The 27,000-nt window shown below is 58.8% G+C and carries 22 protein-coding genes, 1 pseudogene and 1 riboswitch; of the genes and pseudogenes, 9 read left to right on the plus strand and 14 right to left on the minus strand.

The annotated features are described in order from the left end of the window. Nucleotides 1–21: 21 nt before the first annotated feature. The 4 genes from H4P12_RS10350 to H4P12_RS10365 all read right to left on the minus strand — a co-directional run bounded on the left by H4P12_RS10350 (nt 22) and on the right by H4P12_RS10365 (nt 6,942). Nucleotides 22–999: a Bug family tripartite tricarboxylate transporter substrate binding protein gene (locus H4P12_RS10350; RefSeq protein ID WP_187793609.1), complete on the minus strand. Its 978-nt coding sequence runs from the start codon at nt 997–999 to the stop codon at nt 22–24. An 81-nt stretch (nt 1,000–1,080) separates the two neighbouring features. Next, complete coding sequence (locus H4P12_RS10355; protein ID WP_187793610.1) at nt 1,081–1,863, minus strand: transglutaminase-like domain-containing protein; 783 nt, start codon at nt 1,861–1,863, stop codon at nt 1,081–1,083. A gap of 113 nt (nt 1,864–1,976) precedes the next feature. Further along, nucleotides 1,977–4,286 carry a Tex family protein gene (locus tag H4P12_RS10360; protein WP_187793611.1) on the minus strand — a complete coding sequence of 770 codons (2,310 nt, stop codon included), beginning with the start codon at nt 4,284–4,286 and terminating at the stop codon, nt 1,977–1,979. 136 nt (nt 4,287–4,422) lie between these two features. Next, a complete protein-coding gene (locus tag H4P12_RS10365) occupies nt 4,423–6,942 on the minus strand; it encodes a cation:proton antiporter (protein ID WP_187793612.1) in 2,520 nt (839 codons plus the stop codon). A gap of 194 nt (nt 6,943–7,136) precedes the next feature. Between H4P12_RS10365 and H4P12_RS10370 the strand changes: the two genes are divergently transcribed. Further along, nucleotides 7,137–8,192 carry an alkene reductase gene (locus H4P12_RS10370; protein ID WP_187793613.1) on the plus strand — a complete coding sequence of 352 codons (1,056 nt, stop codon included), beginning with the start codon at nt 7,137–7,139 and terminating at the stop codon, nt 8,190–8,192. Between the two features lie 69 nt (nt 8,193–8,261). Here H4P12_RS10370 and H4P12_RS10375 read toward each other — a convergent pair whose 3' ends face one another. Next, nucleotides 8,262–8,684, minus strand: a complete 423-nt coding sequence (locus tag H4P12_RS10375; RefSeq protein ID WP_187793614.1) for a glyoxalase superfamily protein — start codon at nt 8,682–8,684, stop codon at nt 8,262–8,264. Nucleotides 8,685–9,030: 346 nt separating this feature from the next. Here H4P12_RS10375 and H4P12_RS10380 point away from each other — a divergent pair, with 346 nt between their 5' ends. Further along, complete coding sequence (locus H4P12_RS10380; protein WP_187793615.1) at nt 9,031–10,416, plus strand: GntP family permease; 1,386 nt, start codon at nt 9,031–9,033, stop codon at nt 10,414–10,416. Between the two features lie 75 nt (nt 10,417–10,491). Here H4P12_RS10380 and glnA read toward each other — a convergent pair whose 3' ends face one another. Together glnA and H4P12_RS10390 are read right to left on the minus strand one after the other, a co-directional pair. Next, nucleotides 10,492–11,898, minus strand: a complete 1,407-nt coding sequence (gene glnA / locus H4P12_RS10385; protein WP_187793616.1) for a type I glutamate--ammonia ligase — start codon at nt 11,896–11,898, stop codon at nt 10,492–10,494. Between the two features lie 96 nt (nt 11,899–11,994). Beyond that, a complete protein-coding gene (locus tag H4P12_RS10390) occupies nt 11,995–12,333 on the minus strand; it encodes a P-II family nitrogen regulator (protein WP_187793617.1) in 339 nt (112 codons plus the stop codon). Nucleotides 12,334–12,524: 191 nt separating this feature from the next. Here H4P12_RS10390 and H4P12_RS10395 point away from each other — a divergent pair. Next, nucleotides 12,525–14,075 (plus strand): annotated as a pseudogene (locus H4P12_RS10395) (NAD(P)H-hydrate dehydratase). Nucleotides 14,076–14,136: 61 nt separating this feature from the next. Here the strand turns inward: H4P12_RS10395 and H4P12_RS10400 are convergent. The 6 genes from H4P12_RS10400 to nrdH form a co-directional block, all read right to left on the minus strand. Continuing rightward, nucleotides 14,137–15,651 carry an alkaline phosphatase gene (locus H4P12_RS10400; protein WP_187793618.1) on the minus strand — a complete coding sequence of 505 codons (1,515 nt, stop codon included), beginning with the start codon at nt 15,649–15,651 and terminating at the stop codon, nt 14,137–14,139. 212 nt (nt 15,652–15,863) lie between these two features. Next, nucleotides 15,864–16,259, minus strand: coding sequence for a pyrophosphohydrolase domain-containing protein (locus H4P12_RS10405; RefSeq protein WP_187793619.1), 396 nt, complete (start codon nt 16,257–16,259; stop codon nt 15,864–15,866). Next, nucleotides 16,259–17,233: a class 1b ribonucleoside-diphosphate reductase subunit beta gene (gene nrdF, locus H4P12_RS10410; protein ID WP_187793620.1), complete on the minus strand. Its 975-nt coding sequence runs from the start codon at nt 17,231–17,233 to the stop codon at nt 16,259–16,261. Before nrdF ends, H4P12_RS10405 begins: the two co-directional genes overlap by 1 nt. Before the next feature lie 73 nt (nt 17,234–17,306). Beyond that, on the minus strand, nt 17,307–19,430 hold the full coding sequence (gene nrdE / locus H4P12_RS10415) for a class 1b ribonucleoside-diphosphate reductase subunit alpha (RefSeq protein WP_187793621.1): 2,124 nt from the start codon (nt 19,428–19,430) through the stop codon (nt 17,307–17,309). Continuing rightward, nucleotides 19,415–19,828: a class Ib ribonucleoside-diphosphate reductase assembly flavoprotein NrdI gene (nrdI, locus tag H4P12_RS10420; RefSeq protein WP_187793622.1), complete on the minus strand. Its 414-nt coding sequence runs from the start codon at nt 19,826–19,828 to the stop codon at nt 19,415–19,417. Before nrdI ends, nrdE begins: the two co-directional genes overlap by 16 nt. A gap of 10 nt (nt 19,829–19,838) precedes the next feature. Continuing rightward, nucleotides 19,839–20,060, minus strand: a complete 222-nt coding sequence (gene nrdH, locus H4P12_RS10425) for a glutaredoxin-like protein NrdH (RefSeq protein WP_187793623.1) — start codon at nt 20,058–20,060, stop codon at nt 19,839–19,841. A 106-nt stretch (nt 20,061–20,166) separates the two neighbouring features. Then, nucleotides 20,167–20,351: riboswitch (cobalamin riboswitch) on the minus strand. A gap of 428 nt (nt 20,352–20,779) precedes the next feature. On the opposite strand from nrdH, the gene H4P12_RS10430 reads away from it, so the two are divergent. The 6 genes from H4P12_RS10430 to H4P12_RS10455 all read left to right on the plus strand — a co-directional run bounded on the left by H4P12_RS10430 (nt 20,780) and on the right by H4P12_RS10455 (nt 25,565). Beyond that, nucleotides 20,780–22,012, plus strand: coding sequence for an aromatic ring-hydroxylating oxygenase subunit alpha (locus H4P12_RS10430; RefSeq protein ID WP_187793624.1), 1,233 nt, complete (start codon nt 20,780–20,782; stop codon nt 22,010–22,012). 2 nt (nt 22,013–22,014) lie between these two features. Further along, nucleotides 22,015–23,091: an FAD-binding oxidoreductase gene (locus H4P12_RS10435; protein WP_187793625.1), complete on the plus strand. Its 1,077-nt coding sequence runs from the start codon at nt 22,015–22,017 to the stop codon at nt 23,089–23,091. 89 nt (nt 23,092–23,180) lie between these two features. Beyond that, nucleotides 23,181–23,645 (plus strand): hypothetical protein, encoded by a 465-nt coding sequence (locus H4P12_RS10440; RefSeq protein ID WP_187793626.1) that lies wholly within the window; start codon nt 23,181–23,183, stop codon nt 23,643–23,645. 77 nt (nt 23,646–23,722) lie between these two features. After that, nucleotides 23,723–24,631, plus strand: a complete 909-nt coding sequence (gene ppk2, locus H4P12_RS10445; protein WP_187793627.1) for a polyphosphate kinase 2 — start codon at nt 23,723–23,725, stop codon at nt 24,629–24,631. Between the two features lie 71 nt (nt 24,632–24,702). Beyond that, the gene (locus H4P12_RS19275) at nt 24,703–25,032 is read left to right on the plus strand and encodes a DUF1330 domain-containing protein (protein ID WP_425498215.1); all 330 of its coding nucleotides are present in this window, start codon (nt 24,703–24,705) and stop codon (nt 25,030–25,032) included. Nucleotides 25,033–25,091: 59 nt separating this feature from the next. Further along, entirely contained in the window at nt 25,092–25,565 is a 474-nt protein-coding gene (locus H4P12_RS10455; protein WP_187793628.1) for a tellurite resistance TerB family protein, read from the plus strand. Here the strand turns inward: H4P12_RS10455 and H4P12_RS10460 are convergent. Further along, on the minus strand, nt 25,562–26,872 hold the full coding sequence (locus tag H4P12_RS10460) for an NAD(P)/FAD-dependent oxidoreductase (protein WP_343069805.1): 1,311 nt from the start codon (nt 26,870–26,872) through the stop codon (nt 25,562–25,564). The genes H4P12_RS10455 and H4P12_RS10460 overlap by 4 nt on opposite strands. Nucleotides 26,873–27,000 lie beyond the last annotated feature (128 nt).

Here is a 27,000-nt window from a genome sequence, read left to right on the forward strand (position 1 = left end):
GTTCCCAAACCGTCGACAGACTTACTTGGCTTCGATCTTGTCGATGACCGTGCCCCAGACCTGCGTATCATCGGTGATCCGCTGCGCCAGATCATCCGGCGTCCCACCTGCGGCCTGCCAGCCCATCGTCATAAGTTGCTGCTGCACCTTGGGGTCTTTCAGGATCTCGTCGATTTCGGCATTCAGGCGTTCGATAACCGCCGGGTCAGTGCCTGCCGGGGCGATGAAGGCGTTCCACAATTCGGCCCGGAAATCCGCCGGCAGGCCCGCATTCCCAGCCATCACCGGCACGTCAGGCACCTGCGCAAAGGGTTCGGTCGATGTTACGCCCAGCATTTTCATCTTGCCCGCCTCGGCCTGCGGCATCGCAGCCGAGGGGGCCATGAAGCCCGAGTTGATCTCACCGCCAATGATCGACGTGGTGACTTCGGCATAGCTGGCAAAGGGGATATGCAGCATCTGAACGCCCGCGGCGTCTGCAAACAGTTCCGCTGTCAAATGAGCCCCCGATCCTTGCCCGACGGAACCATAGCTGACCGCCTCTGGCTCCGCCTTGGCGGCGGCGATGAACCCGGCCAGATCGTCAGCCGGGAAATCCGCCGAAACGGCCAGAACCAAGGGCGATGTTGCCAACAGCGCCACCGGCGCAATATCGGCGGCGACGTCATAGCTGGTATCAGGCACCAGACGCGGCGACGTCGTCAGCGGACCGTTGATGGTCGAGCCGAAGGAATAGTTTTCCTTGCCCGCCAGCATCTGTTGAACACCGATCACGCCACCGGCGCCGGGCTTGTTTTCGACCACGACCGGTTGACCAAGACGTTGCGACAGCGGGTCCGTGATCAGGCGGGCCAGGGTATCGGGCGACGACCCTGCCGGGAAACCGACATAGACGTGGATCGGCTCGGTGGGCCATTCCTGCGCGCTTGCCATGCCAGCGGCCAGAATGGCAATCCCTGCGGTCAAGGCCAACGTGGCCTGGCGGTGAATTCTGATCATGTTGCCCCTCCTGTCGAACGTGGCAGAGTTAGGCCCTTCACATCGACAAGGTCAAGCCAACGGACCAGAAATCTCCGGCAATCAGTCCTTCAACTGCACAGCCGAAACATTCTGCATCTGCAATTCCGCGTAGCTGCTGGTGGTCATGAAGGCCACATCCACAGCGTCACGACCGACCGCAATGATCGCCATATTATCAGCCGCAGCCATTCCCGTCGGATCAATCAGGTGCCATGCCCCATCCAGAAACACCTCGACCACGGCATGAAAATCCGGTGGCTGCACCGTGGGGGCAAAGACGCTGGCGATCCGCGCGGGTATCTGTGCGGCGCGGCACAGCGCAATCATCAGATGGGCATAGTCGCGGCAGACACCCTGACGCGCCAGAAAAGTATCGGCCGCCGTGGTCATGGAATTGCTGGCGCCCGAGACATAGTCCAGCCGCTGTTCGCACCAGTCGCGGATCGCGGCGACCTTGGCGCCACCCTGTAATTTGCCAAAATGCTGCGTGGCAAAGGGCACAAAGCGTTCCGCCTGACAATAGCGCGACGGCAACAGATAGCGCAGCGCGTCACCGGGCATCTGATCCAGTTCGACAGCCGTCATAGCACCAAAATTCGGTTGCGGACGTGTGATCGTCACATGCGCCGAATATCGGCACCTGATGCGATCAGTGGTGCGGATGATAATCTTTTCGCCGATCCCTTCCTCGGCCGGGACACGGGCGAAATGCTCCAGGGATCCGAAATCAACCGACGTCGCAGTCAGGTCTTGCCCCTGGGCACCGGCCGCCTCGATCACAAGGATCGCGGGTCCGGGTTCGTCCAATGTATAGTCAAGCTCAACGTCGATCTTCATTCGCATCAGGCAGGCTCCAGGCGCAACAAAGGCGCGGCACATTCCGCGCCACGCCTAAACCAGTTCCACAGCCGTATCTATGACTTTAGGTCCGCACCGCGAGTTGATTTATGATGCGATCATTTGCGACGCATCGCCTCGGCCAGTGCCGCGCCAAAGCCGCCCTGTTCCGCATTCTTGCCGCCCTGCGGCGCGGGCGACGAACCGCCACGTCTGTTGCCGCCCTGCTGACGGTCATCCCGTGCGGGCCGTGCTTGTTCCCCGCCGCCATCCTTGCGCATGGTCAGGCCGATCCGTTTGCGGGGCACATCGATCTCGGTCACGCGAACCTTGACCACATCGCCGACTTTCACAACCTCGTTCGGGTCTTTGACAAAACGATCGGCAAGCTGACTGATATGAACCAGCCCGTCCTGGTGCACGCCAATATCCACAAAGGCACCAAATGCCGCGACATTGGTGACGGTCCCTTCCAACGACATGCCCGGTTTCAGATCCTTGATATCCTCGACCCCGTCGGCAAAGGTTGCGGTCACAAAGCTGGGGCGCGGATCGCGGCCGGGTTTTTCCAACTCGGACAGAATATCGCGCACGGTTGGCAAGCCGAATTTTTCATCCACGAATTGCTCGGCCTTGATGCCTTTCAGCGCCGCCGGTTCGCCCATGATCGCGCGAATATCGCGCCCGCAGGCCCGAACGATCTTGCGGGCAACGCCGTAAGCTTCGGGGTGAACGGAAGATGCGTCCAGCGGCTCGGCCCCGTCACGGATGCGCAGAAAGCCTGCCGCCTGCTCGAACGCACGCGGACCAAGCCCCGCGACCTTTTTCAACGCTGCACGAGAGGCAAAGGCCCCCGACGCATCACGATGGGCCACGATGGATTGTGCCAGCGACGGACCAAGGCCCGCGACATGCGCCAATAGCGGGGCCGAGGCGGTGTTCAAATCCACACCGACGGCGTTCACGGCATCTTCGACTACGGCTTCAAGCGTTTTGGTCAGTTGCCGCTGGTCCACGTCATGCTGATATTGACCAACGCCGATGCTTTCGGGCGGCACCTTGACCAGCTCGGCCAAAGGATCTTGCAAGCGCCGCGCGATCGACACCGCACCACGCAGCGACACATCCAAGCCCGGAAATTCTTTCGCAGCCTGTTCCGATGCCGAATAGACCGAGGCCCCCGCTTCCGACACCACAACTTTTGCCGGAACCTTTGCCCCTTTTGGCAGACGTTTCAGCACATCTGCCACCAGACGCTCGGTTTCGCGGCTGGCGGTGCCATTGCCTATCGCGATCAACTCGACACCGTGTTTCGCAATCAGCGTCAGCAAAACAGCTTCCGATCCGACCAGATCATTCTTGGGCTGGAAGGGATAAATCGTTGTCGTGTCCAGCAGCTTGCCGGTCGCATCGATGACGGCAACCTTGACGCCCGTTCGGATGCCGGGATCAAGGCCGATGGTCGTCTTGGCCCCCGCAGGAGCCGCCAGCAGCAAATCTTTCAGATTGCGGCCAAAGACCCGGATGGCTTCGTCATGGGCGCGTTTGCGCAATTCTGTCAGCAGATCAATATACATGGTATTCGACAGCCGGACGCGCCATGTCCAACCTGCGACATTGCGCAGCCACAGATCGCCCGGCCGGTCGCCCAGACGGCCAAGCGCCTGCGCAACAATTCCTTCGGCCCGCGCGGCCCCCGTTTCAGGGTCGGGAGAGATGTCGATGGTGACGATCTCTTCCTTTGCGGCCCGCAAGATCGCCAGCGCACGATGCGAGGGGATATCGGCCCATTTTTCGCGATGGTCAAAATAATCGGCGAACTTGGTGCCGGCATCCTCTTTTCCGGCAATCACTTTCGCCGCGATAAAGGCGTTTGACCGCATGAAATCGCGCAAGCCACCAAGCACAGCGGCGTTTTCGGACAGTTCTTCGACCAGAATATCGCGTGCGCCATCAAGTGCGGCTTTTACATCCGGCACGTCCTTGGTCACAAAGCCAGGCGCCAGCGTTTGTGGTTCTGCGGCGCGATTCTGTTGAATGGCGCGCAACAATGGCTCTAACCCGTTTTCGCGGGCAATCATCGCCTTGGTGCGGCGTTTGGGCTTGAAGGGCAGATAGATATCCTCAAGCGCGGCCTTGGTTTCTGCGGCTGCAATCGCGCGGGCCAGATCGTCCGTCAGCTTATCCTGATCGCGGATTGAGCCGATGATAGCCGTGCGGCGGGCCTCCATCTCTCGCAGATAGGTCAGGCGTTCGGACAGGTTGCGCAACTGCGTATCATCAAGGCCACCGGTTACTTCTTTGCGGTAACGCGCAACGAAGGGAACCGTCGCACCGCCGTCCAGCAATTCGGTGGCCGCCGTGACCTGTGTGGGGCTTGCGTTGATTTCAGCAGCGATGGTGCGGGCGATACGGGTTGCGACGTCCATGCGGTTCATCCTGTATTATTCGGGTGGTCGTGATAGCGGGCCAAGGGCGAAAGGCCAAGCATTTACGGACCTCAACGGCAGTTGGTCAGAAAAGCCCGCAGCAGCCCGCGGGCAAGCCTTGAACCACTGCTGTCAATCAATCCAACGCAAGCTCTGGCAGTTTCAGCAGGTCTTCCGAATGTTTTTTGAAAGCCGAGCTTTCGCGGACCACTTTACGCAAGGACGGGGATTTGCGCAGCAGGCGCCGAAAGCCTTTTTCGTCCAGTTCCAACAGGCTGGTCGGGGTCAGTGCGGTCACCTGTGCGCGGCGCGGCTTGCGGGTCAGAACGCCGATCTGGCCAAATATCTCACCCCGGCCAAGACGGCTGACCTGTCCGGCGATATCCTGTTCGACAGCACCCGATGAAACAAAGAATACACTGCGCGCGGGCGTATCCTTGCGAATAATCACCTTGCCCGCATTGACATAGCGGGTTTTCAACTGCCGCATCAGCCAACGCAACTCTGTCTCATCCAGATCGGCAAATAGCGGGAATTGCCGCAGCAGCTGATCTCGGCGAATGGCGACATCAAGATGGGGGCGCGATTCGGTTTTCTGACGCCGTTCGGCGATTTCCTTCATCAACGCGCTGTGCACCTCGTCCCCGATCAGCCCGTCGTCGCGCATCGCGTTATATTCGCTTTCTTCAAAACGCAGGGCGGTGCGGCGGATAAAGCGGCGTTCCAGCTTCTCTGCATAACCCGGATATTGCAGCCGCATGGCCTCGATCGCGCTGACAACACCTTCGGTGCGGCGGGCAAGTAACTCGTGCAGCAGTTCCGCAACCCGCCGCCCGTGGATGCGTCGGATGCGGCTGTCAATGAACCCACCAAGTTCTTTTAAAATCAGCCTTTTGGCTAGCAACATTTCGAAACGGTCTGCGGTCATGCGGGCCATTGGGCCGGCAATCCCAAGACGGTTGCGCAAAAAGGCCGCCAACCGGAAAGCGTTGCCATAACGCAAACTTCGCCGGGCAGCGCGACGATAGCCCGTGCGCCCATCTGATCGCGTGCCTTCGATCAGCCGGTCGGCGTCAAACAACATCTGTTCCGACAAATACGCACCGATCACGCGTTCGCGGAACCGTTCAAGGATTTGCTCTCTCTCGTAACCGGCCAACGCGATCAGGCCCAGAGTAATGCGGTCGCGGTCAAGTATCTGGGCATTATCCTCGGCCTCGGCCCGCTCGACCGCGTCATCCACACGCCGGGCGAATTTCTTGGCTTCGGACCTGACGGTTTCGCGCGGCAGACCATAGTTTTCGGTCGTTTTCGCAACGTCCTCACGCACCTCTTGCAATGCGACGGCGATCACCTGATTGGACAGGGCGCGATCCAGCGGCGACAGCTTATCCAAACCCAACTTGCCAATCACCCAACGAAGCGTCGTCCCCTGCACCACCAATGTCCACAGGGTAAAGCCGGTCGCAAGGATACCCACCTGCCGTTTGGTTTCCACATCGACCAGTCGGCTTTCCGTGACCGCCAGCGCCAGCGCCAGCGTGACCGCTCCGCGCAAACCGCCCCACAGAATCGCCACGCGGTAACGCGGCTCGACCGCGGGCGAAAGACGCAGCAGGGTCAACAGTGGCAGCACACCAAACAGGATCGCCGCGCGGGCCACCAACGCTGCCACGACAACGACCATGATCAACGCGACGTCCAGCAGGTCGATATTGTCCAGCAAGCGCGGGATCAACAGTGCTGCCAGCACAAAGATCATCGCCCCGGCCCAATGGGCCAGCAATCCCCAGACGGCTTTCAATCGCTGCCAATAGACGGGCGATATGCGCGCCGGCCCGATAATGTTCATGGTCAGCCCGGCCACCACCACGCCAATCACACCTGATGCGCCCAGCACATGTTCCGACACGACATAGGCAAGATAGGGCACCGCGACCGAGATCGAGGTTTGCGCCAGTTCAAACCGGCCAAACATCGACATGATCCAAACTGCGATCCGCGCAATCCCCCAACCGGCCAGCATGCCCCCGGCAAACAGGGCCGGGAAATCGCCTATGGCCTGCCCCACATTCGGAGCAGGCAGCCCCGCGATGACATAGCTTAGGAACAGGCCGAACAACGCGATTGCGGCCGCGTCATTCAGCAGGCTTTCCCCTTCGATGATCCGCGCCAGCCGCAGGGGCGTCGTCAGCGACCGGAAGATACTGACCACCGCCGAAGGGTCGGTCGTCGAAACGATCGATCCGACCAGCAAACAAACAACCAATGGCAGCGTGCTGACCCATGCCAGCGCATAGCCGATGGTCAAGGTTGCAACGATCACGGCCACCACGGCCAGCGTCAGGATCGGCACCCAGTCGTCCAGCATCCGCCGTATATTCATTTCCAGCGTCGATTGAAAAATCAGTGTGGGAAGAAAGATGTAAAGAAAAACATCCGACCGGATCGGCAGCCCCAAAATGAACTCGGCCAGCGGATTGAACGCATCCGTCAGCTCGGTCTGCAGCAAAAAAATCGCGCCCACGCCGATCAGAATGCCCATGACGGCCAGAAACACGCTGTAAGGCACCGCCAGTCGCGTGGCCAAAGGCTCTGCCATGCCGATCAACACGAACAGTGCGGCGGTGACGGTCGTAAGAAGTGTGATATCCATAACTAATCAATGCGACGTATCGTTGCGCTCATCGAACAACATCCGATCCGGAATGACCACGCCCAATTGATACGCACTCGCATTGGGGCTGACCTTCTGTGATCGGCAAAAATCGGAAACCTGCCGGTGCGACTATTGAAACCGGCTGATACCGCTCACAGGTCAATGATCATAACGTGAAATCAGAGGGCAGCATGACCACCCTATTCGACCCATTGCAGCTTGGCGCCGTCACGCTGAAAAACCGTATCGTCATGGCGCCGCTCACGCGCAGCCGCGCCAGCGAGGGCCGCGTTCCCAACGATCTGATGGCGACCTATTATCGACAGCGCGCCGATGCCGGTCTGATCCTGAGCGAAGCGACCTCGATCACGCCGTTGGGGGTAGGTTATGCCGATACTCCCGGCATCTGGAGCGATGAACAGGTGGAGGGCTGGAAAAAAGTCACCAAAGCCGTCCACGATCAAGGCGGCACGATTTTCCTGCAGCTTTGGCATGTCGGGCGGATTTCGGCTCCGCTGTTTCTCGACGGGCAAACGCCGGTCGCGCCCAGTGCGGTCAAACCCGAAGGCCATGTCAGTCTGGTCCGCCCCGTGCAGGAATATGTGACACCTCGTGCGCTGACGGTGGAAGAAATCGAGGATGTTGTCGAAGCCTATCGCAAAGGCGCCGAAAACGCCAAGAAGGCGGGCTTTGACGGTGTCGAGATTCACGGCGCAAACGGTTATCTTATCGACCAATTTTTGCAGGATAAGTCTAACCGGCGCGACGATGAATACGGCGGCTCGATCCAGAACCGGGTGCGCTTCCTGAATCAGATCGCGGATGCCGTTATCGGTGTCTGGGGCGCCGATCGTGTGGGCCTTCATCTGGCGCCACGAGGCGATTCACATGACATCGGCGACAGCGACCCCAAGGCCCTGTTCACCCATGTTGCCCGCGAAATGGCGGCCCGGAACATCGCCTTCATCTGCCTGCGCGAATATGTCGGCTCTGATAGCTTGCTGGCCGATATCAAGGGCGCGTTCGGCGGTCCGGTTATTGCCAATGAGGGCATGACACCCGAACTGGCCGAAAAGCTGGTCACCGAAGACAAGGTTGATGCCGTGGCCTTTGGCCGCGATTTCATCGCCACCCCGGATCTGGTCAACCGGATCAAAGAGGATCTGCCGCTGAACCAGCTGCAACCTGAAACGCTGTATGTGGGCGGGCCAAAAGGCTATACCGATTATCCGTTCGCTGCTGGCTAAGGCAGGCTGCGGCAACGAAACAAGGGGGCCAATCGGCCCCCTTGTCGTCAGAACGGTCTGATGTCGCAGTTATGCTGCTTCCAACACCAGATGCGGCTGTCCGTCCGAGGTGCGGCTGATACTGCGCCCCGCGCTGTTGATCGTCGCATTTACCCGCTTGCGCGGCACCTCCATCAGATCGGACTGTGACACGTTCACCGGCTTGTCGAAGGTGATGGTCAGCGCATGATGGTTGCGGCCACGTTCACTGGCCGCAATCACGCGCCCGGTAAAAGGTTGGCCCAGATAGCGGCCGCGCACCTGCCCACCGAATTGCCACAGCGGCGCCGCTTCGGCCGTTGCATGAGCGGTATTCCAGTCACGGGCACCGTGGCTTTGCGCCACCAGCTCAAGCGCTTGCGAATGGCTGACGGGGGTTCCCGCGCGTTCCAACGCAGCACGCAGATTTTTCGCCTGAGATTTCAAAGTATTGACATCATGGTTCATAGCCATGGTTTTGGTCCTTTAGACAATCATGCCGAAAATGGGCGGGGCTCACATTGCCGCCATCGGGCATATTGCCGAAAGCGGAGATCGTATCAGGCTTCACCATGGGCTTGCGCCTGTGAGCGGCAGGGGCCTGAACCCTTGCCTGCCAAATGGACCACCTTCGGGATGAATTCAAGGTTCTGTCCTGCCCTCCGAAACGACGGCCGGCCTCAGTTGCACCTTTGATACATTTATGCGCAGTTGACCGCGCTACACAATCGGGGCGGGAATCGGCGGTATTTGCTCAAAAACCTGCCCGCCCCGAAAAACTTGTCAGCGCAAATAAAGCAGTATTTTGAGGAAGGTGTTTATGGGACTTTTGGGAATTCTCTTGTCGCTGGGCTTGCTGATGTATCTGGCCTATCGCGGGATTAATGTGTTGATCCTTGCGCCGCTGCTGGCGCTGCTGGCGGTGCTGATGTCAGGCGATCTGCCCGTTCTGGCAACCTATACGCAGGTCTTCATGAAGTCGCTGGGCGGCTATGTGATCACCTATTTCCCGCTGTTCCTGCTGGGCGCGATTTTTGGCAAGGTCATGGCCGACAGCGGCGCGGCCCGCACCATCGCCGAAAAGATCGTCGATTGGCTGGGCACGAAACGTGCGATCCTGGCAGTCGTGCTGTCATGCGGTGTGCTGACCTATGGCGGGGTGTCGCTGTTCGTGGTTGCCTTTGCAATCTACCCGATCGCCAACGCGCTATTCCGCCGCGCCGATATTCCGAAACGTCTGCTGCCGGCGGCAATCGCTCTTGGATCGTTCACCTTCACCATGACGGCCTTTCCGGGAACGCCGGCCATCCAGAACGCGATCCCGATGCCGTTCTTTGGCACCAACGTCTTTGCCGCGCCTTTCCTTGGGACATTGGCGGGGCTGATCATGCTGTTCGGCGGCACCGCATGGCTGGATCGCCGTGCGGCGGCGGCTGCAGCCCGAAACGAAGGCTATGGTCAGCATGCCCGCACCGCTGCCGACAGTTCGCTGGCCGACGATGCCGACCTGCCCAGTTTTGCAATCGCCATTCTGCCCGTGATTTCGGTCATCGTGCTGAACGCGGTTTTCACCTATCTGGTCATTCCCAATCTGGACGCCGCTTATCTGGCGCAGCCGGAATATGGCGCGACCAGTCTGAAAAGCGTGGCGGGCATCTGGGCGATCATTATGGCGCTGACAGTTTCAATCATCCTGACGTTGGCGCTGAATTGGCGGCGCTTCACGGATGTCAAGGAATCCGTCAACTCGGGCACGATGGGATCGCTGCTGCCGATCTTCAACACCGCGTCCGAGGTGGGCTATGGCGCGGTCATCGCGTCGCTTCCCGCCTTTTCGATCATCCGTGACGCGGTGCTGGGCCTGTTCCCGACGAACCCTGTCGCGTCATTGGCCGTCGCTGTCAACGTGTTGGCCGGGATCACAGGCTCGGCCTCTGGGGGCATGTCGATCGCGCTGAATGCGCTTGGCGAACAATTCGCCGCCATGGCGCAAGATCAGGGGATCAGCATGGAGCTGATGCACCGTGTCACCGCCCTATCCTCGGGTGGCTTTGACGCCCTGCCCCATAACGGCGCTGTCATCACATTGCTGGCAATCACCGGCATGACGCATAAGAAAAGCTATGCCGATATCTTTGTCGTCGCTGTGGCCATTCCTGTGGTGGCGACGATTGCTGTCATCATCCTTGGTTCATTCGGTTTCTGACACCGACTGACAAACCACATGAAGAAAGCCGCCCTCTTCGGGCGGCTTTCGTATCTCTGTCCCGAAGTGCTGCAATCAGCAGCTGTAATACATCGCGTATTCGACGGGATGCGGCGTATGCTCGTAGGCATAAACCTCTTCCCATTTCAGGGCGATATAGGCTTCCAACTGGTCGCGGGTGAACACATCACCCTGCAGCAGGAAGTCCATGTCCTTCTCCAATTCCTCCAGCGCTTCGCGAAGCGAACCACAAACGGTCGGGATTTCGGCCAGTTCCTCGGGCGGCAGGTCATACAGATCCTTGTCGGATGCCGGGCCCGGATCAATCTTGTTCCTGATCCCGTCCAGACCCGCCATCAGCAGGGCGGCAAAGGCCAGGTAGGGGTTGGCCGCCGGATCGGGGAAGCGGGCTTCGACGCGCTTGGCCTTGGGCGATTCCGTCCACGGAATACGCACGCAGCCACTGCGGTTGCGGGCCGAATAGGCGCGCAGAACCGGGGCCTCAAAGCCGGGGATCAGGCGCTTGTAGCTGTTGGTCGACGGGTTGGTCAGCGCATTCAGCGCCTTGGCATGCTTCAGGATGCCGCCGATGAAATACAGCGCCTCCTGCGACAGATCCGCATATTTGTCGCCAGCAAACAGCGGCTTGCCGTCCTTCCAGATCGACATGTTGACGTGCATGCCCGAACCGTTGTCGCCTTTCATCGGCTTCGGCATGAAGGTTGCCGTCTTGCCGTATGCGTCAGCGACATTGTGGATGACATATTTGTATTTCTGGATGTTGTCCGCCTGTTCGGTCAGACCACCAAAAATCATCCCCAATTCATGCTGGCAGCTTGCGACTTCGTGGTGGTGCTTGTCGACCTTGATGCCCATGCGCTTCATCGTCGACAGCATTTCGCCACGAATGTCCTGACCCGCGTCGATCGGGTTCACCGGGAAATAGCCGCCCTTATGGGCTGCGCGATGGCCCAGGTTACCCATTTCATATTCGGTATCCGTGTTCCACGCCGCGTCAACGGCGTCGATCTGGAACGACACTTTCTGCGGCGTGACCGAATAACGAACGTCATCAAAAATGAAGAATTCGGCTTCCGGCCCGAAATACGAGGTGTCACCGATGCCCGTCGACTTCAGGTAGGCCTCGGCCTTCAGCGCGGTCCCACGCGGGTCGCGGCTATAGGCTTCGCCAGTATCCGGTTCGACGACGTTACAATGAACGCACAATGTCTTTTCGGCATAGAACGGATCAATATAGACGCTGCTTGGATCAAGGATCAATTTCATGTCCGACTGATCGATCGACTTCCAGCCCGCGATCGAGCTGCCGTCAAACATGAAGCCTTCTTCAAAGAAATCTTCGTCAACCAGATCGACATCCAGCGTCACGTGCTGAAGCTTACCCTTGGGGTCGGTGAAGCGAACGTCGACATAGGCGACTTCTTCGTCCTTCAACAGCTTCAAGACATCCTTAACTTTCATCTCTTCCCTTTCTTCAAGTTTACGCCCGGTGCCGCTGCATCAGGGCGTGAAAGTTCTGTGTCGGGTTGTCCGCCTTTGACGGCCAACCGAAAAACCTCAAACCGCGTCGTCGCCGGTTTCACCCGTGCGAATACGGATCGCCTGTTCAACGGGCGATACAAAGATCTTGCCATCGCCAATCTTTTCGGTGCGTGCAGCACCGATGATCGCCTCGACCGCGGCATCGACCTGATCGTCGGGCAGCACCATCTCGATTTTAACCTTGGGCAGAAAATCGACGACGTATTCCGCGCCGCGATACAGTTCGGTATGTCCCTTCTGGCGACCGAAACCTTTCACTTCGGTGACGGAAAGACCCTGAACGCCGACTTCTTGCAACGCCTCTTTTACGTCATCCAGCTTAAACGGCTTAATGATCGCCTCGATCTTTTTCATCGCAAATGATCCTTCCTCGCGGCTTGTCTGAAGCCTGATTGGCGGGTTTCATGGCTCGGGTAAATGCGGCAGGCGATGGTTCGCGCCTTCAAATGATATGTCCCGGCAATATTGCCCAAAAATTATGCAATAAGATTAAAAACAGAGCAACAACCATGCTGAACGGCCCTGAAATTCTTACCTCCGCCCAAATGCGCGCCATCGAATCCTCCGCCATGAAAAGCGGCAAGGTAACAGGCGCAGAATTGATGGAACGTGCAGGCTGCGCAGTCGCCGGACAGATTCGCCTGTGCTGGCCCAGGCCGGGGCGTGTCACGGTGCTGTGTGGGCCGGGAAACAACGGCGGTGACGGTTATGTCATCGCCCGTGTCATGCAGGCTGCTGGCTGGCAGGTAACTGTCCTGGGGCTGGACAACCCGTCCGGTCAAGACGCAGCCGACATGAAGCGCCTTTGGTTGAAGATGGGGCCGATCCTTCCCCTGACCTGTGACGAAGTCAGGCGTTGTGATGCCAGCGATGTCTATGTCGATGCGATTTTCGGGACTGGCCTGACACGTCCGGCGGAAGGAGAAATCGGCAACGTCCTTCGCTATCTTGGCAATCATGGCGGCAGCGGCTTTCGCGACCGACTGGTCGCCGTCGATTGCCCAAGCGGCCTGTGTCTGGACAGTGGCGCCGTTCTGGGCATGCCGCGCCGCCACAGGAACGGCGCGCCGCATGCATCCCTGACCGTGACCTTTGACAGTCCGAAGGTCGGGCATCTGCTGGACCAAGGCCCGGCCCTCTGCGGCAAGCTGGTTGTCGCAGATATCGGGCTGCGTGAATGGCACGAAACAGGTTGTCCCACACCATCCACGGCAAATCTCATCGCCCTATGGCCGCATTTCGCCAGTCCCCGCACCCGTGATATCAAAGCTGAACCGACCACAAGGATGCTTGAAAAATCATCACTGCGGCAATCGCATAAATATCACCATGGCCATGCCCTGATCCTTGCCGGCGGGGCGGGACATAGCGGCGCCGCGCGACTGGCAGCGCGTGCGGCACTGCGGTCCGGCGCAGGGCTGGTCACGTTGGGCCCGCCGCCGAATGCGATGGCCGAGCATGCCGGCCCGCCAGATGCGCTGATGCGTCGGCCAGTGCAGGATGCGTCTGATCTGATGGCGCTGCTGGCGGACAGGCGGATCACATCCGTCTGCCTTGGCCCCGGCTGCGGCGTGGATCGCGCAGATACGCTGCTGCCGGACCTGCTGGCATCGCGTCGTCCTTGCGTCCTTGATGCGGACGCCCTGACAGCACTGGCGGCACGCAAGGCCCCGCTTGATGGACTGCACAACAGTATCGTGCTGACCCCACATCAGGGTGAATTCGCACGACTGTTCGCCGATTTGGCAGACAAGCTTTCCACCCCCACATATTCCAAGCTGGATGCAGCACGCGACGCGGCACGGCGTAGTGGCGCAGTCGTGCTGCTGAAAGGGCCCGATACCGTCATCGCCGCGCCTGACGGTCACGCCGCCATTCATTCCGCCTTTGATATACCCTAGCTGGCCACAGCAGGCGCGGGCGATGTGTTGGCGGGCATGATCGCCGGCCTTTTGGCGCGTGGTATCGCGGCGCTGGAGGCCGCAAATCTTGGCGTATTGCTCCACGCCAAAGCCGCCCGTCTGTTCGGTCCCGGCCTGATCGCCGACGACCTGCCCGATCTGATCCCGCACGTCTATCGCGACATGGGCCTTTAGACCGCCGCAAACGAGAAACGGTCCACATCCAGCTGCGGGCCGTGTCGTCCATCGTCCTGCCTCAGTTGCCTGCGGCAGCCGCGTCATCCCCGGCCGTAACGGCCTTGTGCATGACATGGAAGATGACGTTCTGTTCGATCACGCCGCCGAGCAGATGCGCCCATGGCCCCTGAGCCATGACGGCCACATCCACTGCCGAATGGGTTTCTGACGGCATCGGCAACAGTGCCTGCTGCAAAAAGTCGGGATCGGTGGCCTGCTCCTGCGTCAGCAGCTCACGGCTGCCGGTATAGTCATTCTGACCTTCCTCTTGAAACAAGATCGAGCCGGGTCCGTTCATATATCCCGCAACGCTATAGGGCTTGCCGTCGAGTGCCCTGGACAAATCGCCACTATGGGCGTGACCATTGTCTTCGACATTATAGCAAAGCCCGGTGATCGGCGTGCCGCGCCCGCAATAGCCGCTGAACTCCAGCCCATGACCGTGATCAGCAGTTACCACGATCAACGTATCCTGTTGATCCACCATCGAAACCGCCTTTTCAATCGCGGCCGCGAATGCCGCGCCATCCGTCACGGCGCGGTGCAGATTGCCGTCATGGTTCGCGTGATCGACGCGCCCGGCCTCGATCATCAGATAATAGCCGTCGTCATTTCGCGACAGGCTGGTAATTGCCTTCTCGGTCATTTCGGCCAGCGACGGCTCGCCTGCGCGATCCTCTTCGTATTGCATATGGTTGCCCTCGAACAAACCGAGGATCGGTTTGGCGGGATCGGCGGCATTGAAGGTGTCCTCGTTCCAGACATATTGCCAGCCCTTCGCGGTGATTTCATCGACCAGATTGCGATCATCGACGCGCCGCCCCTGACCGCCTTCGTCATCAAAGATCCCGTTTGGCAGAAAGTTATGCCGCCCGCCACCAAGGGCAAGGTCGATCACCCCGGCGTCGATGGCATCCACCATCTGCACGGCAATATCCTTTTGCGCACAGCCTGTGGGCAGTTCGGTGTCATCCTCCCAATCCCGGTTGGCGGATCGGGCATAGACCGCGGCGGGGGTTGCGTGGGTCAGCCGCGCCGTGCTGACAATTCCGACGGATTTCCCCATATCCGAGACGATCTCGGCGAATGTCGTCAGCCCCGCCGTCGCTGCCGCATCACAACTGTCATAGGCACCGGCATCGTCAATGTTGATGGTCCCATTGCGCGATTTGATGCCAGTGTTCAACGCGCTGGCCGTCGGCGCTGAATCGGGTGTCTGGCCGTTGGTCGTATAGGTCTTGATCAACCCGACATGAGGAAATTTCTCTTGCGGCAAGACGTGATCATCGCCCAAGCCGCCCGCCTGCTGCCCCACCCAGATCCGGGTCGCATATTGCGTGCCGATGCTGTTGCCATCAGCCACGAACAGGATCACATTCTTGGCGCGGTTGGTATTTGCCACGACCGCCTCTCGTTGTGCCAGAACCGATTGCGCATCAGTGAACCACTTGCTGTCTTTCTGCGCGATTTCGACCTCGGCCATGGCAGGCATTGTAAAGATGAGTGACAGTGCCGTCGCCAGACGAATATACATGAAGAAACCTCCCCTAAATCAATCGCCCCGGCATTTTGCACGTCCGATTAGTTATGGCAGATCAAAGCCTTCTGCCAACACGGATCAGCAAAACGGGGGTGCGAGTCCATTGGCGGACCCAACAACTATGGCAGGTAAAATTTGAATGGCAAGAAAGTGACCACAGACAAAATGGCCCGTGAAATATTTGTCACTGCGCCGAAATGCGCACCCTAAGAACGTCCCTGTTCTGCAAGGACGCGTACCAAATCCGGCGGAAAGAAGGACGGCCCTTTCAGGACCTTCCCATCCTCGCGCAAGACCGGGCGCCCATCGGCCCCCAGCTTCGACATGTTCGATGCGTGAACCTCGGCCATGGCCTGATCTTTCACCCCGTGCAGACCGAATTCCAGAAAGGTTCCGTCCAGCACATATTGGATGTCGCACAGTGCATCCAACACCTCGACCATATCCCCGGCTTCGGCGGCGGCGCGCAACTCGGCCACCTCTTCCTCAAGGATCGCCAGCCGCATCTGCACCCGCGCATCGGGGATGGCCGGCGCATCCTGCACCGGCACATCAAAGGCGTCGTGCCATTCCCGAACGATGGACAGCGTATCGCGCAGCATCAGAAATCCCAGTCTTCATCCTCGGTCGCGACGGCCTTGCCGATCACATAGGACGACCCCGAGCCGCTGAAGAAGTCGTGATTTTCACTATCCGGCGACAATGCCGCCAGAATGGCCGGGTTGACCTCACATGCCTGCGGCGGAAACAGCGCTTCGTAACCAAGGTTCTGCAGCGCTTTGTTGGCATTGTAATGCAGGAAGGCTTTGACATCTTCGGTCAGCCCGATGTCGTCATACAATTCGGCGGTATATTTCTGCTCGATATCATACAGATCAAAGATCAGCGCAAAGGCGAAATCCTTCAACTCTTGCTGCCGCGCGGCATCCAGCTTTTCCACCGCACGCTGATATTTGTAGCCGATATAATAGCCATGCACGGCCTCATCGCGAATGATCAACCGGATCAGGTCGGCGGTATTGGTCAGCTTGGCGCGGCTGGACCAATACATCGGCAGATAAAAGCCCGAATAGAACAGGAAACTTTCCAGAAACACGCTGGCGATCTTGCGCTTCAGCGGGTCTTCCCCGGCCTGGTATTTGTCCAGAATGGTTCGCGCCTTGGCCTGCAAATGCACGTTTTCCTCGGACCAGCGGAAAGCCTCATCCACCTCTTTGGTCGAGCACAGCGTCGAAAAGATCGAGCTGTAGGACCGCGCATGGACCGCTTCCATGAAGGAAATATTCGACAGCACGGCCTCTTCATGCGGGGTGATCGCATCGGGCATCAGCGACGGCGCACCCACCGTGTTCTGGATCGTGTCCAGCAGCGTCAGCCCGGTAAAGACACGAATGGTCAACTGACGTTCCTCGGGGCGCAAGGTCGCCCAGCTGGGCACATCATTCGACAACGGCACCTTTTCCGGCAGCCAGAAATTCACCGTCAGCCGGTTCCAGACCTCAAGGTCCTTCTCATCATCCAGCCGGTTCCAGTTGATCGCCCGCAACGCTTTCCGCTGCATCACCTGATCCTTCATGGCAGAAGGCCCCTCTTCTGTGTCAAAATATCCTCGGGGGTCCGGGGGCAGACAGCCCCCGGCCACCAGATGTCTACAGCGTGCAGGACACGCAGCCCTGCACTTCGGTTCCCTCAAGCGCGGCCTGACGCAACCGGATGTAATAGATCGTCTTGATGCCCTTCTTCCACGCATAGATCTGGGCACGGTTGATGTCGCGCGTCGTGGCCTCTGCCGGGAAGAACAACGTCAGCGACAGGCCCTGATCGACATGCTCGGTCGCGGCGGCATAGACGTCGATGATCGCATCCGGTCCGATTTCATAGGCATCGCGGTAATATTCCAGGTTCTCGTTCGTCATGAACGCCGCCGGATAATAGACGCGGCCGATCTTGCCTTCCTTGCGGATCTCGATCTTCGACACAATCGGGTGGATCGAACTGGTCGAGTTGTTGATATAGCTGATCGACCCCGTCGGCGGCACTGCCTGCAGGTTGCGGTTATACAGCCCATGCTCCATGACATCGGCTTTCAGCTTTACCCAGTCTTCGCGCGTTGGCAGGGTGATCCCCTCGAACACGCGGGTCACATCGTCATAGGTCGGCAGCCAGTCGCGTTCGGTATATTTGTCAAAGAACGTGCCGTCCGCATATTTCGATTTTTCGAAATCCTTGAAACGACGGCCCTTTTCCTGCGCCAGCAGGTTCGAGGCGCGGATCGCGTGATAGGCGACAGCGGCGAAATAGACCGATGTGAAATCGACGGATTCCGGGCTGCCATAATGGATATGCTCACGCGCCAGAAACCCGTGCAGGTTCATCTGACCCAGACCGACCGCATGCGCCTCATCATTGCCGCGGCGGATCGAGGGGACCGCGTCAATCGCGGACATTTCCGATACGGCGGTCAGGGCGCGGATGGCGGTTTCGATGGTCGTGCCGAAATCCGGGCCATCCATCGTGGCTGCAATATTCAGCGACCCCAGATTGCAGGAAATATCCGTGCCCAGATGCTGATAGCCCAGATCCTCGTTGAACTGGCTGGCCTCATTCACCTGCAGGATTTCGCTGCACAGGTTCGACATGGTGATGCGCCCGTGAACCGGGTTCGCCGCGTTCACCGTGTCTTCGAACATGATATAGGGATAGCCGGATTCGAACTGGATTTCCGCGATCGTCTGGAAGAATTCGCGCGCATTGATCTTTTTCTTGCGGATGCGCTTGTCGTCCACCATCTCGGCATATTTCTCGGTCACCGAAATTTCCGAGAAGGGAACGCCATAGACGTTCTGGATGTCGTGGGGCGAGAACAGATACATGTCCTCGTTCTTCTTTGCCAACTCGAAGGTGATATCGGGGATCACGACGCCCAGCGACAGCGTCTTGATGCGAATTTTTTCATCCGCGTTTTCGCGCTTGGTATCAAGGAAACGCAGAATGTCGGGGTGATGCGCGTTCAGATAGACCGCACCCGCACCCTGACGTGCGCCCAGCTGGTTGGCATAGCTGAAACTGTCTTCCAGCAGTTTCATCACCGGGATAACGCCCGAGGATTGGTTTTCAATCCCTTTGATCGGCGCGCCCGCTTCGCGGATGTTGGTCAGCATCAATGCCACACCACCGCCGCGTTTGGACAATTGCAGCGATGAATTGATGGCGCGGCCGATGGACTCCATATTGTCCTCGACCCGCAGCAGGAAGCAGGAAATCAGTTCGCCCCGCGAGCGTTTGCCCGCGTTGAGAAAGGTCGGCGTGGCAGGCTGGAAGCGACCCGACAGGATTTCATCCATGAACTGCATCGCCAACGCCTCATCGCCGCGAGCGAGAGCCAGCGCCACCATGACCACACGATCTTCATAGCGCTCAAGGAAACGCTGACCGTCGCGGGTCTTAAGGGTATAGCTGGTGTAGTATTTGAAGGCGCCAAGGAAGGTGGGGAAACGGAACTTCTTGGCATAGGCAGCGTCCCAGATGGTGCGCTGAAAATTCTTGGAATACTGATCCAGCACTTCCGGCTCGTAATAGCCTTCGTCCACCAGATAGCGCAGCTTCTCATCCAGATTGTGGAAGAACACCGTGTTCTGGTTCACATGCTGCAGGAAATACTGACGTGCAGCCATGCGATCCGCGTCGAAGCGGATATTTCCCTCGCCATCATAAAGATTCAGCATCGCGTTCAGCGCGTGGTAATCCAAATCTGGCTTTACACTGTCAAGCATTCCATCCCCCGGAATTTGTCCAGCCCCGCACGCACACGAAGCACATCAGTTTCAGTCCCGGCCAGTTCAAAGCGATACAGAACCGGTATCTTGCATTTTTCGGATATGACACGCGCGGCCAAGGTAAAGGTCGCGCCGAAATTTCGATTTCCTGCCCCGATGACGCCGCGCAGCAGTGCGCGGCGTTCTGGATCGTTCAGGAAACGGATCACCTGTTTGGGAACCGCCCCGCGCCCCTCCCCGTCGGCAAATGTCGGACAGACCAACACGAATTCCCGATCGGGACTTGGCATTTCATCCTTGGGCGAAACCGGTATCCTCATCGCAGGCTGGCCCAGCGAGGCGATGAACCGCGCCGTATTGCCAGAAGCAGACGAGAAATAGACCAGCCCTGCCATCTTTCTGGTCTTAGGACAGGCGACCGATCATGTCCGGGCGGAACCCGGCCCAGTGATCCTCACCAGCGATCACCACCGGCGCCTGACGATAGCCCAGCGAGGTGATGTGCTGCATGGCCGCATCATCTTCGGTCAGGTCGATCACGCTATAGGAAATGCCACGCGCATCCAAAGCACGGGTGGTGGCGGTGCACTGTACGCAAGCGGGTTTCGAATAAACGGTGATGGTCATGGCTGTCCTCTGCTCCAGTCGTTTTTTTGGGTGCGACAGACGGGCAAAGGATCATCCGGGTCATGCGAAACATCCCCGACTTCCCCTCACCAGGCCCGCCGCCCGGTTGGTTCTTTATGCCACGGCAGGTCTCCTGGCTCACGGCATTTGTCTGGCTGGCCTTCCCGGGTTTTCCCCAGTGGCACCGTCAGCCGAACGAGCCGTTTACAGTTGCGGGGGCAGCGGCGGAATTTCACCGACTTCCCTTTTCACCCTCGGCGCACCGAAAGCACCGTAGCCACACGATATAGACACGACAGGAGCCAATCCGTCAATATATTGACAGAACTTTAATTCACCGATTCGTTATTTCGTCACAGCAAAAGCGGTCAGAAAATCGCCTGCAAATGCTGACTTTTCGGGTTCAGCCGACATCGGCGCTCGCAAAAAATGTGACTCGATAAGCACAAAAATTTTGTCTCTCGATTCGTGGCACGCATCCAGGGTTGACCACTATAGATTGTGCATGGGTCAGGCCGGCGGTTTCAGGCCTGCCCGGCCCCCGGAACCGTGGCGCAACCATGCGCCGCCCCTCCCTGTCGCCGTTTTCACACAGGTTTCGACGCTGTCGGTCGCGTATGTCTGAAACGACTTATGTCATGTCGCAAATCTGCTGCATTGCACACGCAGCAGGTTTAATTTGGGCCGAACAAACAGCTGCACCAGCCTATGGATTCGCCATGACGCAGACCTCTACCGCCGACATGATCGCCGCCCGCGTGCCCGGCTATGCCCTGACCCGCGATCTTTATTGCAGCGAGCAAACCTTTCAGGATGATCTGGAAAATATCTTCTATCGCGAATGGCTGTTCGCGATCCCATCCTGCGAAGTGCCCAAGACCGGCAATTTCGCCACCATGCAGGTCGGCGCCTATCCCGTCGTCATCGTGCGTGGCGCGGATGGCCGCATTCGGGCGTTCCACAATGTCTGCCGCCACCGTGGCCAGCGGCTGTGTTCAAAAGCCAATGGCAGCACACCCAAACTGGTCTGCCCCTATCACCAATGGACCTATGACCTTGACGGCAAACTGGTCTATGCCCGTGACATGGGCGACGATTTCGATGCTTCGAAATACGGGCTGAAGCCGGTGCATTGCATCGATCTGGCCGGGATGGTCTTTGTCTGTCTGGCTCAGGTGCCGCCGCCGATCAGCGACCTTGCCCCCACGCTGATGCGCTATCTGGCGCCATCGGGATTGACCGATGCCAAGATCGCCTTCAGCTCGACCATCGTCGAAAACGGCAACTGGAAGCTGGTGATCGAAAACAATCGCGAATGTTATCACTGCGGCGGCAGCCACCCGTCGCTGTGCCGGACCTATTCCGACAACCCGTCGATGACCGCGATGGATGGCCCCGACAGCGCCAGTCCCGATATTCTGGACCACTGGAAACGGTGCGAGGCTGCTGGCCTGCCCTCTCGCTTCGTGAACCACCCGGATATGCAATGGCGTCTGGCGCGGATTCCGCTGCTGAACAACGCGGAAAGCTATACCCTCAGCGGCAAGGCTGCGGTCAAGAGGCCCATGGGCACCATGCCCTTCAACGATGCGGGAAGCCTGTTGTTCTTCCACTATCCGAATACGTGGAACCACTTCCTTGGCGATCACGCCATCGTTTTTCGCGTGCTGCCGATCAGCCCGACCGAAACGCAGGTCACGACCAACTGGCTGGTCCACAAAGACGCGGTCGAGGGCGTCGATTACGACATCGAAGACCTGACCCATGTCTGGCTGCACACCAATGATGAAGATCGTCAGGTGGTCGAGGAAAACCAGAAGGGCATCCTGTCGCCAGCCTATGAGCCGGGCCCCTATTCAACCATTCAGGAAGAGGGTGTGATCCAGTTCATCGACTGGTATTGCGGCACCATGGCCCAGCGTCTGTCGCCCAAGCCCATCGCCGCGGAGTGAACATGAAGAAACGGCAGTTGAACTGGTCCGCCGAGCCGTGGGCCGATTCCGAACAGCTCGAAGTCGCAATGGTGGTGCCGGAAACCTCGGACTGCGCCACCTTTACCTTTCGCGCGCCGTCGGGCGCGTGGTTCGACTATCAGCCGGGTCAGTTCATCACGTTGGATCTGCCGACGCCGGGCGGCAATGTGCAGCGCACCTATACCATCTCATCCTCGCCGTCGCGGCCGCTGTCGATTTCGGTCACGGTCAAGGCGCAGTTCGATTCCATCGGGTCGCGCTGGATGCTGGACCATCTGCGGCCGGGCATGAAGCTTAAGGCTTATGGGCCATCGGGCATCTTTTCGTCCCACCGTCACCCAGCCAAAAAATATCTGTTCATCTCGGCCGGGTCGGGCATTACGCCGATGATGTCGATGACGACATGGCAATGGGATTCGGGCGAAATGCCCGACATCGTATTTGTCCATGCCGCCCGCCAGCCGCGCGACATCATCTTTTATAACCGTCTGGTCCAGTTCGCGGGGCGCGTCCCCGGTCTGCAACTGCGCTTTACGGTTGAACAGACCGAACCGCATGATGTCTGGACCGGCTATCAGGGCCGCCTGCATCAGATCATGCTGGGCCTGATGGCCCCCGATTATCTGGAACGAGAGGTTTTCTGCTGCGGGCCGGAACCCTTCATGCAGTCGGTGCGTGATATGCTGATCGCGCTTGGCTATGACATGGACCATTACCATCAGGAAAGCTTCGGCGCCCCGGTCAAGACCGAAGCCGACGCCCCCGAGCTGGACGATGTGGTTCTGGACGAAGATGCCAAGGCCGAAATCACCTTTGCAACTTCGGGCGTCTCCGCGCCTTGCCATGAAACCGATACGGTTCTGGCGGTTGCCAAGCGCGCCGGTCTGAATATCCCCTCGGGCTGCACATTTGGTCTGTGCGGCACCTGCAAGATCCGCAAACTGTCGGGCGAGGTGCATATGATCCATAACGGCGGCATCAGCGACGAGGATATCGAGGACGGCTATATTCTTGCCTGCTGCTCGAATCCGATGGGCAAGATTTCGGTAGAGGTCTGATCTGACCTGTGAAGCCGCGCCTAGCATACTTGCCGTGCGCGGTCGTGGCGTGACATGGTGGGGCAAATCCAATTTTTCGGGACAGCCCTATGCCGCGCTTTTTCCTTTTGATCACCCTGACCCTTTCGGTCTTTGCAGGTGTTGCGCGGGCCGATGCGCCCTTGATCATTCTGGATCGGTCGCAACTGCCGTTTGATCTTAGCCCTGGCAACCCGGCCAACAGTCCGGCGCGGTCCTCCAACTCTCCTAATTCTGCGTGGAACTCGGCCTCGAACACGGCAAATTCCGCAAGTGCGTGGGAAAACCGCCCGTCCAATCCGGCCAATGAACAGCGGTTGATCTTCACCTCGGATGGCAGCGTTCTGGGCTATTACGCGACCAATGCGGGCGGGGTGATGAACCTGTTCGACGTGAACGGCAACCGCATCGCCTATCGTCCCGCGCGGGGCACCCGCAGTCTTTTCACGACGTCGGGCGAATGGTGCGGCACCGTCGACCGGAACCGGGGCGGCATGATCCTGGCGGTCACGCGAAGTTGCGCTGCCCGGTTCTGACCGCAGCGCAAATTGACCCAACCATGACATAATGCGGTTACAGTTGCTGCATAGACGGGTGGTAAATTGCGGAGCGGATGATGAAAGAAGAACCCAAGGATTGGCTGGAAGCAGAGCTTCAGAACACGCTGGACGAAGATATCGAGATTGAACTGGAAGACGCGGTTCTGTCCTCTGAGATCAAGCGGATCTATCGCGACAGTCATCCCGAACAAATGCCCCGCAAGCTGTATTTCGAGGAATTGCTGCGCCTTCAGGCCGAATTGATCAACCTTCAGGACTGGGTCAGCTATCACAAGGAAAAGGTCGTTGTTCTGTTTGAAGGGCGCGACTCGGCTGGCAAGGGGGGCGCGATCAAGCGGATCACACAGCGCCTGAACCCCCGCGTCGCGCGCGTCGTTGCCCTGCCCGCGCCGTCTGATCGCGAAAAGACGCAATGGTATTTTCAGCGTTACGTGCCGCACCTGCCCGCAGGCGGTGAAATCGTCCTGTTCGACCGCAGCTGGTATAACCGTGCGGGCGTTGAACGAGTCATGGGTTTTGCCGATGATGAACAAGTCGAACAGTTCTTTCAGGACGTTCCCGAATTTGAACGGATGCTGGTGCGTTCTGGTATCCGTCTGGTGAAATACTGGTTTTCCATCACCGACGAAGAACAACAGATGCGCTTCCTGATGCGCATTCACGATCCGCTGAAACAGTGGAAATTGTCGCCGATGGATCTGGAATCCCGCGTCCGGTGGGAAGATTACACCAAAGCCAAAGAGGAAATGTTCGAACGCACCAACATTCCCGAAGCCCCGTGGTATATCGTGCCCGGCAACGACAAAAAACGTGCCCGCCTGAACTGTATGAGCCATCTTCTCAGCCTGATCCCCTATGAGGATGTGCCGCAAGAAGAGGTTGAATTGCCGGATCGCGTCTTCAACCCGGATTACGAACGGGAATATTTGCCGCGCGAACTGTATGTCCCGCAGAAATACTGACCCCGGAAAAGACTGCCGGTCACGCGATGGAACGGTTTCACGATTTGTGCGTTACATCTGCGAATTAGACGATGATTGCTGCGCCATCAGCCCCGAAGACGCCAGGATCACGTGAAAAATTGATTTGCGCATTGCGCCTTCTATTTTTCAAGCGTCGACGCGGCCCGCCTGCAAAATCTCTGGTTTTGTCGGGCGGGCTTTTTACTGTGGGCAGACTGCAAGAGGAAAAAAAAATGCCAAAAGGTTACCGGGTCGCGCATGTGGACGTCGATGATCCCGCTGCTTCTGAAGCCTATCGCACCGCGAATGCTGCCGCATTCTATGACAGCCCGGAATATCGGTCGGCCAAAGCACTTCGCGATCCTGTGACGGTCGGGGACATCACAACAGTGGAAGGTTGAGAACAAACCTGATACGAATACAAGACGAACCAAAAACCGTCTCTAGTGAAAGCAGCGCGATGTTCCGCAATCTCTTGTCCAGATTGTTCACCGAAGAGCCCAATCCCGCCCGTCTTGCCACGCAGGACGCGGAAGTTGCGATTGCGGCGCTGATGGTGCGGCTGGCCCGCGCCGATGACCGCTATTCCCGCGCCGAACAGGAACGGATCGACCATGTTTTGGCCCGCCGCTGTGGCCTAGACCTACAGGAAGCAGCCGAACGCCGCGCCGCCGCCGAAATGATCGAGGCCGAAGCCCCGGACACCGTCCGCTTTACGCGCCACATCAAGGATCGCATCGCGCTGGAGGATCGCATCGGCGTGATCTCTGCCCTGTGGGAGGTCGCGTATGCGGATCAGAAGCGGTCGTCGGACGAAGAAACTTTGGTGCGTCTTGTGTCCGGCCTGCTTGGGGTAACGGATCGCGATTCTGCCATTGTCCGGCAACGTGTTCGCGAAGACTTGGGGCTGGAGCCGATCGGCAGGACCGCTTAGAAGCCCACCCGGTCACGCAAACCATACCACGCCATGCCTGCCACCAGCAGTGGCCCGCGCAGCATGTCGCCGCCAGGAAATGGTCGTGTCGGCACAGCGGCCATCGCGTCAAAGCCATCGCCCTGCCCTTCAATGGCTTTAGCCATCAGCTTTCCTGCAAGCGTCGCCAAGGCCAATCCGTGACCAGAATATCCGCTGGCTGACAGGCAATTCGGCGCCGGTCGGGCGAAATAGGGCATCCGGTTCATCGTAATGGCCAAGGTGCCACCCCAGGCATGGGTCAGCTTCACCTCTTTCAACTGCGGATATACCGACAGAAGATGTGGCCGCACCAACGCCGCGATATCATTTGGAAAGCGATAGGTTACCGTCTCGCCGCCGCCAAAGATCAGACGGCGTTCTTCGTCCATGCGCCAATAATTGACCACGAACTTCGTATCCGCCACCGCACTGCGCGACGGCAGGATTTCGGGCGCGCGATCACCCAAGGGTTCGGTCGCGACGATGTAATTGTTGATCGGCATGACCCGCGCGGCGACACGCTTGTCCAGATTTCCAAGATATCCGTTCGCGGCCAGAATGACCTGATCGCAAACGATATTGCCGTCCAGGCAATAGACCGTGCTTTTGGTGGTGCTTGACCCGTGGTCGATCCGCTGCACCGGGCTGTTTTCAAAAATCGCGGCTCCGCCCTGGTCCGTCAGCCGCGCCATTCCAATGGCAAGGTTCAACGGGTGCAAATGCCCTGCCCCATGGTCGATATCACCGCCGATATAGGCTTCACTTCCCAGCAGTTCGGCCATCTCGGTCAGACCCAACGGCTGCACCCGGTCATAGCCATAGTGCTGCGCAAGGTGATCGGCCAAATGGCGGGCGTGATCGACCTCTTCGGCGGTGCGGCAGGCATGGGCAACGCCGCCCGTCACCGGAACACCACTTTCCGCAGCCAGTTCGCGAACCAGCGTCTTGGCGTCTTCGGCCAGATTCCACAGGCGTCGGGCAGTGTCGCGGCCCAGCTTCTGCTCAAGCCAGTCCACGTCCTGCCGCTGCCCCGATCCCATCTGCCCGCCATTCCGGCCCGAGGCCCCAAAACCGACCCTGTGCGCCTCGACCAAGGCGACTTTCCGGCCTGCCCGTGCCAAATGCAGAGCCGCTGACAAGCCGGTATAGCCGCCGCCAATAACGGCGACATCCGCCCGCACCTCGCCTTTCACCGCGGGGAACGGGTCCAGCATTTGCCGCGTCTGAGCATAAAGGCTGGAAGGATATTGGCCGCGTTGGTCATTGGCATAAAGTAGGTTGGTCACAGGGGGCATCCATCGGCCGATATTGTCCCCACCAGCATATTGGATGGTCGAGCCAGAGGGAACTGCAAGCACCTTTCATCCGCCCTAAGGGGATGCATATCCGGGTTCAGCATCGCAAACCCACGAAA

Origin of the sequence: Paracoccus amoyensis, assembly GCF_014490725.1 — a bacterium.
Taxonomy (GTDB): Bacteria; Pseudomonadota; Alphaproteobacteria; order Rhodobacterales; family Rhodobacteraceae; genus Paracoccus; species Paracoccus amoyensis.